This window comes from Yoonia maricola (assembly GCF_002797915.1).
GTDB classification, from domain to species: domain Bacteria; phylum Pseudomonadota; class Alphaproteobacteria; order Rhodobacterales; family Rhodobacteraceae; genus Yoonia; species Yoonia maricola.
In genome coordinates this window covers 86066-100808 of record NZ_PGTY01000004.1, presented here as the reverse complement: position 1 = coordinate 100808, position 14743 = coordinate 86066, and the positions used below count along the sequence as shown (strand labels likewise).

Below are 14743 nucleotides of genomic sequence, written 5' to 3'. Positions count from 1 at the left end.
TTTTTATGTCTCGATGTTGCCCAATAGCGAACGATAGTCGTAGTCGAGCATCAATTTGACGCCTGCGGCTTTGATTTTTGCGGCATCAGATTTGGTCGCTGAAGATAGCTCCGCATCGCTGGGCCTGCGCAAAATCACCTGCGCAATGCGGTCTTGGTGTCGCGCAACAATATCTGCGTAAATATGCGGGTCATGCTGCCCTGTGTCGCCCACCAGCGTGAATTGCAGATGCGGGCTGGCCGCGAGGATCGTTTCAATCGCTTCGGTCTTATGGTCGCCATGGGTGCCCGTGACAAACTGGGTTTGCGATATGCCAAGATCGCGCAGGAAATATGGACCCAAAGGCAATCCAGTGCGGACAAACACCGCCTGTAGGTAGTCATAAAGGTTCCATGGCGAAGAGCTGACATAAAAACACGCAGCCCCCTTGCCCTTCAAATCTCGCAGCAAAGCAACCGCGTCGTCAAAAACTTCGCGCTGGTGCACGTTGCCAGTCGCAGAGGTCCACAGATTGCGTATCAGTGAATACGCACCGGTACGCAAAAGCGTGTCATCAATGTCTGAAATCACGCCAAATGCCGCTGCATGGGCGTTGAAAACCGGTGTCGGATGAACCTCGCTCGCGCCCGCCGCCTGGATATTCACAAAAGCAGGCACGTCGCCGGTCGCGGGAACGCGCAGGGTAAAGAACCCTTCCTCGTCGGTCTGTGTCGTAAGATCGAAATCTGGTGCCGTGATCATCAGATCACGCAGTTCATCGGTGGCAAATAGACTTAGAAAATCTTTGAAATTGCGCCACTTGGATTGTGGACCTACCGGACTGATGGCGCGTGCCTTGGCAAGAACGCGGCCCCGCAGGACGATGTGATCGGGGGTCGTGTAACCGCCATAGCAGTTGATAATCGGATCGTCGCGCGCGGCGCCGTGTCTGATTTTTTCAAACCCGCGTTCGAATATGTGGGCAACGCCGGCTAAGGCAAGTTTCACGGCCATTCAGTGTCCTTTGTTTTGGACGTCAGCCGGTTTGCCAGTGGATGATTTATCGGCGGCCAATGTCGATTTGGTCGCTGATGGATCATCGATGCGCGCTTCGGTCTTTTTCTTGCTAACAATGGCCATCACGGTGAAGGCCAGCAGCGTAAACAGCGCGAGCATAATAACAATAAATCCGCTTTCCATGTGTCTACTCCCTTCGTTGTGGTGTCTGTGAATGAACGCGCAAGTTCTGTGTCAGTTCCATGATGCGTGATGGAACGATCAACAGGCGCAGACGTTGGGTCGGTAATGTAACCATTCTCAAAAAGGGAGATATCACCATGACCATGTCACATCTCAAAGACGTATATCACGACCAACTTCAGGATCTTTGGAGCGCGAACACCCAAGCGGCCGACGCCGTCACCAAGCTGGGCCGCGCTGCACAAGACAAGGATTTGTCCGAGGCCCTGATCGCGGGCGTAAACGGTATGAATGAAGGTCTGCAAAAGATTGCCGAGATTTGTAACCGCCATGACATCGCCCCGAACGGCGAGCACTGCAAAGGCATGGAAGGGCTGGTGGCAGAGGCGCACGCGCATGTGCTGGACGCTGAATTTGGCGACGACGACGTGCGCGACGCGATGATCATCACCCAATATCAGCGCATGGTGCATTATGCATTGGCAGGCTACGGCTGCCTTGTCGCATTCGCCAACCGTCTGAACGAGGACGAAGATGGCGCGATCCTGCAAGAATGCCTTGATAACACCTACGACGGTGACCGCACGATGACGGCGCTTGCGACGGGCGGCATCAACGCGGCAGCCGCCTAACCATGACAAACAGGAGCCCGGACATGACACGCGGACGCCAAGCCGACAGCCCGACCGATATTCCAGCCAAAGGTTGGAAAGACATCGCATTTCGTCTCAAGGACGAAATCGGCGAAGACAGAGTTGGGCTGATCGCGGCAGGTGTTGCGTTTTACGGGCTCCTGGCCCTGTTTCCGGCGATCACCGCAATCCTTGCCATCGGTGGTCTGCTGGTCGAGCCTAACCAAATCGTCAACCAATTGTCCGCGCTTTCAGGCATAGTGCCAGAAGCGGTGATGAAGATCATCACTGAACAGGCAACGGCTGTCGCCGGTTCGCGTGACGGTGGTTTGGGGCTTGCCGCGCTGGCGGGCATCGCCCTTGCGATTTATTCGGCATTAAAAGGCGTGGGAAGCCTGATGGATGGCATGAACGTCGCCTACGACGAAGAGGAAGAGCGCGGGTTCATCCGCCTTAAGCTTGAAACACTCGCCCTGACCCTATTTCTGATCGTTGGGCTGGTTATTTCAATTATGGCGATGATCGGTGTCCCTATCCTTTTGAATGCGCTGCGTTTTGGTGCTTTTGCGCAAACTGCTGCAACCATCGTTATTGTTGCTTTGATACTGGCCCTGTCTCTGGTCGGTTTGGCCGTGCTTTATCGCTATGGCCCGTCGCGTGACGCCCCTGAATTCCAATGGGTCAGCCCCGGCGCGATTGCCGCGTGCATTATTTGGCTGATCGGGTCCGCTGGTTTCGCCTTTTGTGTCGCGAACTTTGGCTCGTACAACGAAAGCTTTGGCGCGTTGGGCGGTGTCGTCGTGTTGCTGATGTGGCTCTAGATTTCGGCCTTTATCGTCATGCTTGGGGCCGAGCTAGACGCCGAAATGGAGGCGCAAACCAGATATGACACCACCGTGGGGCGCGATGAACCCATGGGCAACCGCGATGCAGCAAAGGCTGATCACCTCGGTGAACCGCAACAAAGCTGAACCTAAAGGGTTTACCTACCAGTAGTTAGGTACAACCGCAGTCGCCAAAGGCTCGTTTGATTGTGTCGCAATCTGCCTTTGAAGGTCGTGTAAACTATGACGAGTGTAGAATTACCAATCGATGCGACCGTGGCCGTTCATGATAGGTGGCACCGGGTCACGGATATCGCCTTGGGTGGCAAAGGCGTGCGTTAAGCAGCACCAAGAAACGGCAACACGTGCGGTTCAACACTGTCAACAATGCGTAAAGCGCCATCGAATGCATCCTGGTCCGCATAGGCACCCGGGAACGCGATACACTCCAGCCCTGCGGCCAAGGCGGCCTGCATGGATACGCCAGTGTCCTCAATCGCAAGGCTTTGCGCCGCTGAGACGCCAAGCGCGGTCATCGTGCGATAGTAAATCTCGGGGTCGGGCTTGGTTGCTACAACGCTTTCATCGTCCCCAACGAAGTCAAAAGCACTGCGTTGCAGACAGTTATTAAGGGCGATAAAAATCGCTTGGACGTTGTTACGCGACGTGGTGGTCGCAAAGCCCACTTTCATACCACTATCCTTTGCAAATTGGATCAGATGCAAAACCCCGGGACGCGGTGTAAGCCCCTCATTCACCATCATATCGTCAAAAATCGCTGTCTTGCGCGCGTGTAGATCATGGGCGTTTACCTCAACCCCCATTTTTTCGGCGTAGTCGCTGATTCGTTGGCGGCCACCCGGGTTTTTTAGCATGTCGCGGTAATCATCGCGGGACCAATTCCAATCGATGTTGGCTTCCTCAAATGCACGATTGAATGCGTTGTGTTGCAGTTCCGATGTTTCGACAATCGTGCCTATCGATCCGAATATTATGGCTTTCTTTGTCATCTATGAATTCCTTGTCCCAATGCGTCAGCGGAATTGAGGGCGCACTAATCCTTGTCGCGACAATTGGGCGATGCTCGGACAACACCACAGACAAACAATCGTTCCCACATCTACGCAAGCAAGACTCTGCATTCTGGGTCGCGAAATGATGAGGACGCATTGCGTTTCAGGCATAAGGCCAAGTGTCATAGTCGCGCAGCACTTGCGCCAAACGTTGTCTAAACTCTGTTGAGGGATGAACGACACAAACCATCCCAAGGCGTGACAGAATACGCGGCTAGTTGTTTGACGGTGCGTTCACCCAATTTCTGAACGCCTGTTATCCTTAGGTTGATGACTACAATGCTGCTCTCCTCGTCGCCGCGACCGTTCATGACCCGATGCAGGTTCTCCACGAAACCCGGTATCTACTTATCATTTGAGTTAACACTGATGACGTGATTGCCGCAGGAGTCTGCTCCTCCGCAACCGTGCTGCACTGACATTCCCAAAAAGTAATCTATTTGCGCGGCTCTAAGCCGGTTTTCACTTTGGCACCGACGTCTTGTCAGATTACATCCTTGAGCCCAAAGCCAAAGCTGCGCTCACTTAGCCGGATCATTGCACATCAAGCAAATCAAGACATGTGCCGTCCCAATGCCTTGCCGTTTGTCTGCCCCTCTGGCCGCCAGCCTACTGGATCTTCAACCCACCGGTTGATGTCGGATTCCCGCCATCCCGCGCCATGCACGCTGATCCTGAGCTGAGCCGGGAAGGTGCCTTCTGCGATTTTGCGGTAGATGGTTGACCGGGACAGGCCAGTTCTGGCGAGGACGGTGTTCAGGCGGATGATACGGTCTGGCTCGGACATAGGTTGACTGGCTCCTGCTGGTTGTTTTTGGGTCGTTCTGAACCAGTCAGCCCTCGCCACGTTGGCCGCGCAAGACCGTCCGGCCCATCGTCGCAGCGGGGCGTGGAATGGGCGGCAAATCGGACGGGTGTCAGAGCCCGAGTCCGCGTCCTCGGGTGATGTCGATGCCGTGACAGTAAGCCAACTCCGCACCGAGTCGGCGGCCCGAGTCCATCCGGATGCCCAGCTCGGCCTTGCGGTTGGCAAGGAGAGATTCCAGTTGCGGATCGCGCTGCAGGCTCTTGGCCATCTCGCCCATCTCCGCGCGTGTCGCGCCGTAGTCGGACATTGTGCCCGACCGGTAATGCGACAGGCTGGTCCGATCAAGGTGCTGCCAGCGCTCCACGAACTGCGCGGCCCGGCGCTCTGGAGAGGTGCGCAACTGTGTCTCAAGTTGAAGCGCCCGGATAGCGCGGTTGGCCTGGCCCAATCCGGCCTCGCGGGCAAGGGACGGGTCCTTGGCATAGGCCGCCTCGGCATCGCACCAGCCGTGAGGCCGGACCTTCTCGAAGGCCGCGCGAGACTCAGAAAGGTTGCGCAACTGATCGGGTGTGCCCGTGCCGCCCCGCTTTCGAGCCGTGACAACCGCATCCACCGCATGGGCATGGCGCTTGAGGGCGTCGGTGCGTGCCTTTCGCAACACTGCTTCCGGGTCGTCCGCCAAAGCCTTTTGCGACGTCTCCGCGCCGGGCCGGACATCTCTCCTTGCGTCTTCCCCTCCCGGCCCCTGTACGGCAGGCGCGCCAGACGCATCGTTTCTCCTGGGCCGCGCCCCATCCACCCGCCCGCTGATGCCATCGCGCAACTTTTCCGGCACCACCTTGCGCAGCACCTCGATGACGCGCTCGCGGAAGGTGATGCCGCGCCGCTCGGCAAAGGCCGACGCCGGATCGGCCTCCGCGTAGTCGAGCGCCATGTCCTTGGACCGGTCGCGCGACAGGGTGCGGATCAGGCGATCCTGCGAGGCGAACTCGTCGCGACCGTAATGCAGGTTCAGTTCGTCCCGATGCCGCGACAGGGCGACATAGCTGCCATGGGCATCGAGGCCCGGCGTCGCGAGAACATGGGTACGGTCCACCGTCATGCCCTGAGCCTTGTGGATGGTCGCGGCATAGCCATGGTCAAGGCGGTTGTAGTCCTTGAGGTCGAAGGCGATGGAGCGTCCATCGTCGGTATGAACGGACAGGGACTGTGTGCTGGCCCCATGGATGGTCCCGAGCGTGCCGTTCTTTACGCCAAGGCCGCGGTCGTTCTGCAGGAACATCACCCGATCGCCGCTGGCAAAGCGACGGTCACCTCGCTCGACCGTCAAGGAGACGTCCTCGCCCAGATCGTCCGCCGCCCGTTTCCGCTCCCGCGCCAAATCATTCAAGGCGTACACCTCGACGTTGGTGTGGGTGAGGATGATCCGGCTCCGGCCAGGCTCCGCCTGACGGTCGCGGTCCCAGCGGTTGATCAGATCAGCGCGCGACTGTTCACGTGTCTCGGCGGCATGCACCATACCTTGTGCCTCATAGGACTGGATCGCCGCCCCGATCCGACCGGTCGCCAGATCGCGGGTCGCGTCACGCTGCCAATCTTCGCGCTGGCGACGCACCTCGCCAATCTCCGCGCCACCGTGCCGCTCGTGGAGCGCCCGGAAGGCTGCGCCCGCTTCGATGGATTGCAGCTGCTGCTGATCGCCGACTAGGACAACTTTGGCTCCAGCACCGGCGGCATGGGACAGGACCCGTTCGAGTTGCCGCGTGCCGACCATGCCCGCCTCGTCGATGACAAGGACATCGCTCGAGGTGAGCCGGTCGCGGTTCTGCGACCAACTGTGTTCCAGGCTGGCGATGGTGCGCGACGCGATGCCCGATCCGCTCTGGAGACCGTCTGCCGCGATACCGGAGAGGGCTATGCCCCGAACCTCGTAACCCGCCGCCTCCCAAGCCTCTCGCGCCACGCCCAGCATCGCGCTCTTTCCCGTCCCGGCATGGCCCACGACGATCCCGAGATCACGCCCAGCGGTAATCTGCGTCAGAGCGACGGCTTGCTCGTGCGACAGAACCAGACCGCGCGCTTCCGCACGCGCCAAGGCTGCTTTGCGATCCGCATCCCGCACGTCGTGACGTTCCTTCTCGGCCAAGACTTTGGCGGCGCGATGCAGACGCTGTTCGGCCGCGATCATCGCGCGGGTGGTGAAGCGGTGTTCGCCGCGCCTGTCCTGACCGAGCTCCACCAGATCAGGCGCGCCTCGGATTGCGTTGTTCACCGCGTTGAACTGATCGATCCCATCGCTGTGCCGATGTGCGAAACGTGCCATGTCGCGTTGCGTGAAGGTCGATTGCTGATGGGTAATCGCGTCCAGTGCAAGCGAAGGTTCCGCGATGATCCTCTCTCCGTTATCGCGCGCGATCTCACGATGTAGTTCGGCCCGGTCGGCAGGGCTCCCTTCGCCCACGATACGCTGCGCGGGCGCGCCGATCTGGCTTTGCGGCTCCGGCGCGATGCCTTGGTCTTCCAGACTCCTGTGATCGATGCGTGCGTCGATGTCGAGTTCAGCCAGGCGCTCGTTGGCAAGCGTCGCCCAGCGTTCCCTCCAACGCTCGACCATCCCGGCGCTGTTCCAATCGCGCACCTTTTTGCCAAACCCATCTTCATCGACGGATCGCATCGTCAGCATGACATGGGCATGGGGTTTGGGCAGTCCATCCGCATCCCTGTCCCAATGCACGTTGAGATCGGCGATCATGCCCCGGTCGACGAACTCAGCTTGCACGAAGTCGCGGGCGAGCGCGATGCCCTCTGCCTCGGACATCTCGCGCGGAATGGCGAACTCCACCTCGCGCGCCAACTGCGCATCGCGCCTGACTTCGACCGCCTCAACCGCGTTCCAAAGCTGTTCGCGGTCGGACCATGCTTCGGGCGTGTTCTGCGGTAGCAGCACTTCGGGATGCACGACACCGCGCTTGGCGGTGAAGTCATGGGGCCGGTCCAGCCGCTCGTCGCGCAACCGCGATGCTGCGCGGTAGGCAGCGGACGCCACCGCGCTGGAACCAGCTGCGCGCCCGATGACCTTCACGTGGAGATGATAGATTGCCATGATGGCGCAATCATCTACACAAGAACGCCCACGTCGGAACGACGTATAAGCGCGCCCTCCCTCAATAAAATCTCGGGAAGGACCGGCGCGTCCCCAGCCGTCCTGGCGACTCTGCTGCCTTCTGCAAGATGCCCCGCTATCCTCTCTGCATCAAAACGTTATGGAGGATGCAATGCGCAAACCACGGGACTACGACGCGGAATTGAAGGCGCTGGAGCTGAAGGCGAAAGAGCTGAAGACCCGCAAGGTGCAGCAGCTTGGCGAACTCGTTATTGCCACCGGAGCGGACGGGTTCAGCGCCGAAGAACTCGTCGGTGCGTTGATCGTGCTGGCCGAGACAACGGATACTGCAAAAAGGGAGGCGTGGTCAAAACGCGGGGCTGCGTTCTTTCAAGGACGGTCGCGGAAACCTGCAAAAGCGATTGACCGCGACGCGAAAAGCGCTGCGGCGCAATCTGGCGGCACGCCATCGGCATCAGGTCACCCAGGCGCGGCATGATATGCGCAGCTGGCAGGTCGCTCGCCGCAAACGCACCCGGCATCTGATCGAATTAGGTGGACTGGTCGTCAAAGCAGGGATTGTGGAGATCACCGGCGATGACCGCGCGCTGATCTACGGTGCGCTGCTCTGGATGGCAGCAAAGCTCGAAAGTGAACAAAGCGCACATGCGCGGGAGGTCTGGGCCGAGAGGGGGAAAGGGGCGTTTAAGGCGGATCAGAAGGACGGGTAAGGGGCAGTGTTTGGATTGTCATCACCTCGCCAACTGCACGAGGTTATCTCTTCTACCGGTCAGATGATCAGCCCATTGTTCCATCAACGCGCGCCGTTGCTCGAGGAAATCGTTGCGGTCGTAGCTGCGTTCGATAACTCCGCCTACCTTGTGTGCCAAAGCCGTCTCTGCAACCGCATAAAGGCTGGGATTGATTTCTGACACCCATGAACGGAAGGTCGCACGGATGCCGTGCGGTCTATACGGTTCGGGCCACTCCCATTCAACTTCACGGCTGCGCATAACATTTTCGATGGCTTGATCACTCACGGCCCTTTGGCGGTTTTCTCTGGAGTAAGGAGACGGGAATAGATACCCGGCACCTGTTTCGGTAAGGGAGCGATCATAAATTGCCTGCATCTCAGCCGTGACCGGCACCCGAAAATCGGCTTCCTGCCCTTTGCGTCCCTTCAGTGCCTCTCCTGCCACTGTCCAAATGCCCTCCGAGAATTGATCTGTTCTGGCAAGCCGAAGCGGCTTTAGGCGCGTTCCGCCTCCGGTAAGAATGTAAAGCATCAAAGCACGCTCGACTGTCCGGTCCGCATTCAGCGATTGGTATAATCGCGGTATATCTTGCCATGATAGGGCAGGATGATTGCGGACCTTATGCCCTGTGTGACCCAAAAGTTGCTTAGCGTTCAGAACGGCGTTCAGGTTGACGTCCAATCCCATAGCGGCGCCATGTTTCATGACCGCACCCAATCGATTGAGTGCTTTCTGTGCAGTCGGAGCTTTGGTCTTCCAAATTGGCGTCAGTGTCTTCACGATATCGCGTTGATGGATGTCTTCGATCTTGAGGTCGCCGATCAACGGTAAGACATATAGACGCAGAGGCGAGTACCAACGGCCAGCCCTACCGTCGTCCTTGAGACTTCCCTTCAGTGCGTCAAATGCCATCGGAGCGACCTCCGTCAATGTCAGCGCTTTTTGTGCATCTTGCGCCTCACATTCCAAGCGCCGCTTCTCATCTATGGGATTGACCGGGTTACGCTTGTCGGTCATCAAATCACGCCATCGATCTCGCTCTATTCTTGCCTGTGCAAGTGTGTACGACTGGACCGATCCAAGTCCCAGTTCGTACCGTTGCTTCAAAAAAGTGTAGCGGAATATCCAACTGCCTTTTGCGTGTCCTTTTGCATCTCGTCCTGTGACGAGCAGGTAAAGACCTCCACCATCGGCATACTTTCCGGTGGTCGCAGTCTTTAGAATGTTTGGTGCCAGCTTTGCCATCCAATTCATTCCCCAAATATTCCCCAATTTCTGGGGAATGAATTGGCATACTGTGATGCATAGTGAAACGAACAACAAGATCAAAGACTATGTTTTTATGGCTAACACGGGCAATTGCGGAACAAAGTGGAACTGGGTGGAACATGTATTTGGTGCCTCTCCTGGGCACCATTTATCAAGACATTATTGCTGATTTCATCCGATCTGCCATGTGTTCTGGCGGATGGACTTTCAGTACCACCAGCGAAACGCCCCTAGTTCCGCGTCATAAATCGCTGGTTCACCACCCCTTTGAAACAACGCGGGAAGTAGGGGTACGTATCCGTAGCAAAATAAGTGTAAGTGCCGTTCACAAGCGCACCGTTGCATGCGTCAAGCGTTCCGCTACCGGCGACATATTCAAAATCTTCTTCGAAGGTGCCGTCATAAGCCTCACCGGGGGGTGTCGGGCGTGTGCCGGACTTCAGCTGCCATGAAGAGGTTGCCGTTGTAGGGCTATATAATATCTCGAACCCATCGGGAGCATATCCTATCAACGTGCCTCCCTGAGACGCCAGTAAATCGTTGGAAACGCTATGGTAGTGATACAAGCCTGACCGATCAACATGGCCATTTTGATCATCCATGCCAAGACTGCGTGGGTCATGCATTGCCTGTTGGCGCCAACCGCTTGCCGGATCATGGCTGAATCCACGGCGCCCGTTCGGATCATAATATCCAGCCGTATAAGGCCGGATTGGGACGCCTGTGACTGAGACACCGACGGTCATCAGGTTATCTGTGACCGTATCGGCCATCTGAGGTGTTGTTGGAAAACAGAATTCCAAATTCTGTACCTGGAATGCATTGGGATTGGCCGGATTGGGGAATTGACCCATTTCGTGATTAGGTGCACCGTTGGAAGTGATGCAAGTGAGATCACCCCTCACCTCCATATTGCTCGCATTGTCGTGCGCAAAGGTGGCTGGCGCGTTGATAACAATCAGAAGCGCTGCAAGTCGAAAACTGGACATCTGTTTTCCCTTTTCTTCGGTTTCATTAGAGTTGAAACGTCACGCAAACAGGTTTCCGTCGGAACAGGGTGTTCTTTGATTGTTCGGAGACCTCCAAAGGCCCTAGCCCAGCGCCACCAAATGATTGTCCCATTGCAAGGCTGGTGTCTGCACAGATACCGCATCATCGCCCAGCGTCATCAGCATTCCGGTTCCAGTTGAAATCATCACACCATCTGGGGCCGGCGCAGCACCGCTGGCGTCTGTAATGGCAAAGCTGTCCTGTAATGCCCCGGTGCGGGCATCATAACGCTGTACCATCCCGCCGCGCGGCGAGGTGGCGATCACCTGGGCTTCATCTGCGCTAAACGCGATGCTGCCGACGTAGCTTTGCATTTGACGCAGATTATTTGCAGGAACCTTCAGCAACTGCACTGCGTTGGCACGCTGATGCAGGCCCGCCAGTGGCGGAGACAACGTATCGCCCTGCCATTGCATCCCAAAGGCAACGGTGCCATCGCGGGCGACAGCCAAGTGCCTGATGGAGTTTTTATGCTGGTCGGGGGCAAGCGTTGCGGTCTCAACCACCCTGTCCTCTGCGATATAGCTGAGGTTCGGGGCCATCGTCGCGATGTTCAGTTTGGTGCGTCCGCTGTCAGGATGCGTGTCGATCCCGCCATTGGCCACAACCAGCACATCACTGCCGGGCAACCGTTTGATATCATGGGGTCCGATACCGCCGCTGCTGAACTCAGCGACACGGGTATAGCCTGCCGTCACGTCCCAGACGCCAATGCGCCCCTCACCTGCCTCATAATCGTTTTCGGTAGTGTACAGAACGGACCCGTCCGCGCTGAATACACCATGACCGTAAAAATGGCGTCCAGAGGCCGCTGTGAGCGTATGCAACGTCTGACCACTGGTGCAATCAATCACCAAGGCAAAAGTGCCAGGGCGGCGGGCAAAGGCGACGGCTTGGGGTCGTGTCGGATGTGCGGCAGCCGCATGTCCGCGGGCAGGCAAGGGGATTTGAAACAGGATCGCGCGCGCCGCATCAATGCCACACAGGACATAAGCACCATCAGCGCGCGCGGCAGCAGACAAATAGGCCGGTGATCCGGCGTCGGCCCATGTGGGCAAAGGGGCCAAACCTGTGGCCAATAGCCCCGTCAAGAATTGCCGCCGGTTCGCCATATCTAATCACCATCCAGTGAATTAAAGCCTGCTTCCACCCCAAGGTGCAGTCCGATCTGCAGGCCCGCAATGGCGCGGATTTCATCGACCCGGCTTCGCAAAGCTTCAACCTTGATCCGGTCGGTCGGGGTGGCGACACCAGCAAAAACTGGATCATCAAGCGCTTCGATCTGCCCAATGGCGCGCGCAAAGACGGCATCTACATCGCTGACAAGCGCCGGGTCACCTTGGCTGAGACGTGTAGCCAGATCGCGCAGGCTGTCCAATGCGACCGCGACATGCCGGGCAGAGCGGCCAGAGCGCCAGACCTCGGCCCGTGTAGGACGCGGCTGATCAAAGGTGCCCAAAGGCCGCCCTAAACGCGCATCTGACGTGAGTTCCAGGCCCGTGTTCAAGGCTTTGAACAGTTCCTGTGCGGCCTCAGCGTCCGTGCGGTACAGGCTGTTTTGGGATGGGTTTGTCAGCAATGCCGCGTAATTATCCTGCCAATCGGTCGCGATGTCTTCTGTCAGATTGGCGATATCGGCGGTGACCGTTTGCACCAGTTGGCAGCGGTACGCATCATCACCTGCAGTGCTGATGGTCGGATCGTAAAGCAGGAATTCCAACGCATAGAAACCACGCGCGGCAATCGACATATCGCTGTAGGCTTCCGCAGTTTCGACAATGGGGTCCGCATCGCGGATCAGGGTCGCCAGCGCTTTGGGTGTCGCCCCCCTACTGTCGGGCCAAAAAGCGAGCGCATAGCCGCGCTCTGCCGTTTCAATGGGACCAAAACGCAGGTGACTGACAGCAATCCAGGCATCGAATGCATCGCCGTAGGCCGCGCGCAACGGTTCAGATGTTGCAGTGCAATCGGCGGTGGCAGCCTCGGACAGGGTTTGTCCGCTTTCCGCCAAGGTCGCGATACGCGGCAGGATGTGGTTTTCAACAACATCTGTGGCGATGCTTTGGCTGACGGCCAAGCTGGGACAGATCATCAGGGCAATGGTCGCAAGGAGGTTTTTCATAAGGACTCCACAAATTTGATTAATGCGTCACGGTCCGCTGATGGCATATCGATGACCGCGTCACGCTGCTTTTGCGCTTCACCACCATGCCAGAGGATCGCTTCCAACAAGGACCGCGCGCGCCCGTCATGCAGGAAGTACGTGTGACCACTGACCTGTTCGGTCAGCCCAATCCCCCAAAGCGGCGGAGTGCGCCATTCATGGCCATTCGCCTGCGCCTCGGGACGGAAATCAGCCAGTCCTTCGCCCATGTCATGCAGCAGCAAGTCAGTGTAAGGCCAGATCAGTTGAAAGCTTTGCGCGGGCTGGTTTTCAAGGCGATGGGTGACAAAACTGGGTGTGTGGCAAGATGCGCAACCGGTCGCGTGGAACACCTCTTTGCCGCGCAGTACGGTTGGGTCATCCACATCGCGGCGGGCGGGCACGGCAAGGTTACGGCTGTAGAAGGTCACCAGATCGAGGATTTCATCGTCGATTTCATGCACGCGGTCATCGCCATCACCGTGAATCGCATTCTGACAATCAACCTGCAGGTCGGTACATTCGCCCGCGCCATTAGGGTTGAGCGGTGATGATATCCCGATATCCCCTGCAAAGGCATCGGCTGATTGCTGACGTACTGTCGGATTACCTGCCTTCAGGCCAAAGCGGCCCAACATGTATTGGTCAAATTCAGTAGACCAGACGATATTGGGCCGACCGGAAATACCGTCACCATCCACATCATCGGGGTCTGCATTGGCAAGAATATCGGCCGCCGGGATCGCCTCGAGCAGACCCAGCCCGATCATCTGTGGTGCAACGCGTGGGCTGAGCATGATGTCGGGATGCAGCGGGCCATAGTTAAGGTCGGTCAACGTATAGGCAGGGCGGCGCAACGATGCGGTTTCACCGTCCGACAGGGTGATCACCTCTTCTGTATAGGTGACATCAATCTGCGCTTCTGCGGGATAACCCTGCACACCGAAATCCTGAATTTGTGTGCCGTAGGTGGGGTCTGGCAAGGTCGCGAGGTACGCTTCCAACTCTGCCGTTTTTTCAACATAACCACCGGGGATCGACACACGCATCAGCATCGAAATGGCATTGTCGTCGCCATGCTCTGGTGGATGGCCGCGCCCGTCCTTGATGTGGCAGCGCTGACAAGAGCGGGCATTGAACAGTGGCCCCAACCCGTCAGAGGCTAGTGTAGAGGACGGCGACGAGACCCAAAGCTTGCGAAACAGGCCATTGCCAACCTTGAAGGTCAGTTCTTCCTCAAACGGTATATTGCCAGAAGGTTGCGAAAATGCATCCGCATTGCCCCGGACCCGCACAGTTGCAGCCCCGGCGCTGCGTTCTTCAAACTGGCTGGCGGTGGAAAAATCGGTCGGCGGTGCTGTGACCGCCGCAATACGCGCGGCTTCCTCAGCGGTGCGGGGGATGACGTCAAGATGCGGTTCACTATAGGGGTCGGCATGAGCGAGGCCTGTGGCCGAAACCGCCGCGATCCCCAAAAATCTTACTGCCTGGCGCACGACCGACCTCTCGCTGCTTCTTATTCCTATCATTATAGTCAGGAAATAGAAACTGCGAGTGCTTTCTTGCATGTAAACACTTTTGCCGCGGCGAAAAGAAACCGATGAAGACTTTGAGGTTGGCCTCAATACGGCCTAGACATCAAAAGGCAGTTTCACACCCTTTTTCTTGCACTTTTGGACATAGGCTATTTGCCAACCACCATATTTGCCCATCTGCGCCTGTTGGGCCATCAGCATATCGACAAAGGCCGCGCGATGGCCGTCTTTCTTGAGTGATTTGAACAGTGATTTTTGTTCTTTGGTCATGGAGCAGCCAATGCAGTGACCCTGCCGTTTGAACTTGCAAACATCAATGCAGGGGCTGGGGATTTTGGGCATTTAAGGCTCCATCACAAAAGGCAGCCCCCT

The 14743-nt window shown here is 57.5% G+C and carries 15 protein-coding genes; 4 read left to right on the top strand and 11 right to left on the bottom strand.

Annotated elements, in window-relative coordinates:
* Nucleotides 1-3: 3 nt before the first annotated feature.
* Nucleotides 4-993, bottom strand: a complete 990-nt coding sequence (locus BC777_RS17250) for a phosphatase domain-containing protein (RefSeq protein WP_100369461.1) — start codon at nucleotides 991-993, stop codon at nucleotides 4-6.
* A complete protein-coding gene (locus tag BC777_RS17245; RefSeq protein ID WP_100369460.1) occupies nucleotides 994-1179 on the bottom strand; it encodes a hypothetical protein in 186 nt (61 codons plus the stop codon). It abuts the gene before it with no gap.
* Between the two features lie 137 nt (nucleotides 1180-1316).
* On the opposite strand from BC777_RS17245, the gene BC777_RS17240 reads away from it, so the two are divergent.
* Together BC777_RS17240 and BC777_RS17235 are read left to right on the top strand one after the other, a co-directional pair.
* Nucleotides 1317-1811: a ferritin-like domain-containing protein gene (locus tag BC777_RS17240; RefSeq protein WP_100369686.1), complete on the top strand. Its 495-nt coding sequence runs from the start codon at nucleotides 1317-1319 to the stop codon at nucleotides 1809-1811.
* Between the two features lie 23 nt (nucleotides 1812-1834).
* Complete coding sequence (locus BC777_RS17235) at nucleotides 1835-2632, top strand: YihY/virulence factor BrkB family protein (RefSeq protein WP_311135479.1); 798 nt, start codon at nucleotides 1835-1837, stop codon at nucleotides 2630-2632.
* A gap of 341 nt (nucleotides 2633-2973) precedes the next feature.
* On the opposite strand, the gene BC777_RS17230 is transcribed toward BC777_RS17235, so the two are convergent.
* The 3 genes from BC777_RS17230 to traA all read right to left on the bottom strand — a co-directional run bounded on the left by BC777_RS17230 (nucleotide 2974) and on the right by traA (nucleotide 7619).
* The gene (locus BC777_RS17230; RefSeq protein WP_100369459.1) at nucleotides 2974-3645 is read right to left on the bottom strand and encodes an HAD family hydrolase; all 672 of its coding nucleotides are present in this window, start codon (nucleotides 3643-3645) and stop codon (nucleotides 2974-2976) included.
* 616 nt (nucleotides 3646-4261) lie between these two features.
* Nucleotides 4262-4495 (bottom strand): helix-turn-helix transcriptional regulator, encoded by a 234-nt coding sequence (locus BC777_RS17225; protein WP_100369458.1) that lies wholly within the window; start codon nucleotides 4493-4495, stop codon nucleotides 4262-4264.
* A 130-nt stretch (nucleotides 4496-4625) separates the two neighbouring features.
* Complete coding sequence (traA, locus tag BC777_RS17220) at nucleotides 4626-7619, bottom strand: Ti-type conjugative transfer relaxase TraA (protein WP_100369457.1); 2994 nt, start codon at nucleotides 7617-7619, stop codon at nucleotides 4626-4628.
* A 172-nt stretch (nucleotides 7620-7791) separates the two neighbouring features.
* On the opposite strand from traA, the gene BC777_RS17215 reads away from it, so the two are divergent.
* A complete protein-coding gene (locus tag BC777_RS17215; protein ID WP_211095395.1) occupies nucleotides 7792-8118 on the top strand; it encodes a conjugal transfer protein TraD in 327 nt (108 codons plus the stop codon).
* Between the two features lies 1 nt (nucleotide 8119).
* Nucleotides 8120-8350: a conjugal transfer protein TraD gene (locus tag BC777_RS17210; RefSeq protein WP_100369455.1), complete on the top strand. Its 231-nt coding sequence runs from the start codon at nucleotides 8120-8122 to the stop codon at nucleotides 8348-8350.
* A gap of 21 nt (nucleotides 8351-8371) precedes the next feature.
* Here BC777_RS17210 and BC777_RS17205 read toward each other — a convergent pair whose 3' ends face one another.
* The 6 genes from BC777_RS17205 to BC777_RS17180 all read right to left on the bottom strand — a co-directional run bounded on the left by BC777_RS17205 (nucleotide 8372) and on the right by BC777_RS17180 (nucleotide 14713).
* On the bottom strand, nucleotides 8372-9619 hold the full coding sequence (locus BC777_RS17205) for a tyrosine-type recombinase/integrase (RefSeq protein WP_168769206.1): 1248 nt from the start codon (nucleotides 9617-9619) through the stop codon (nucleotides 8372-8374).
* A gap of 254 nt (nucleotides 9620-9873) precedes the next feature.
* A complete protein-coding gene (locus BC777_RS17200; RefSeq protein ID WP_100369453.1) occupies nucleotides 9874-10632 on the bottom strand; it encodes a YHYH protein in 759 nt (252 codons plus the stop codon).
* Between the two features lie 102 nt (nucleotides 10633-10734).
* Nucleotides 10735-11805 carry a DUF1513 domain-containing protein gene (locus BC777_RS17195; RefSeq protein WP_100369452.1) on the bottom strand — a complete coding sequence of 357 codons (1071 nt, stop codon included), beginning with the start codon at nucleotides 11803-11805 and terminating at the stop codon, nucleotides 10735-10737.
* 2 nt (nucleotides 11806-11807) lie between these two features.
* Entirely contained in the window at nucleotides 11808-12815 is a 1008-nt protein-coding gene (locus BC777_RS17190) for an imelysin family protein (RefSeq protein WP_100369451.1), read from the bottom strand.
* Nucleotides 12812-14365: a di-heme oxidoreductase family protein gene (locus BC777_RS17185; RefSeq protein ID WP_100369450.1), complete on the bottom strand. Its 1554-nt coding sequence runs from the start codon at nucleotides 14363-14365 to the stop codon at nucleotides 12812-12814. The genes BC777_RS17190 and BC777_RS17185 overlap by 4 nt, the downstream gene beginning before the upstream one ends.
* 102 nt (nucleotides 14366-14467) lie before the next feature.
* A complete protein-coding gene (locus tag BC777_RS17180; RefSeq protein WP_100369449.1) occupies nucleotides 14468-14713 on the bottom strand; it encodes a DUF1289 domain-containing protein in 246 nt (81 codons plus the stop codon).
* Nucleotides 14714-14743: the final 30 nt, after the last annotated feature.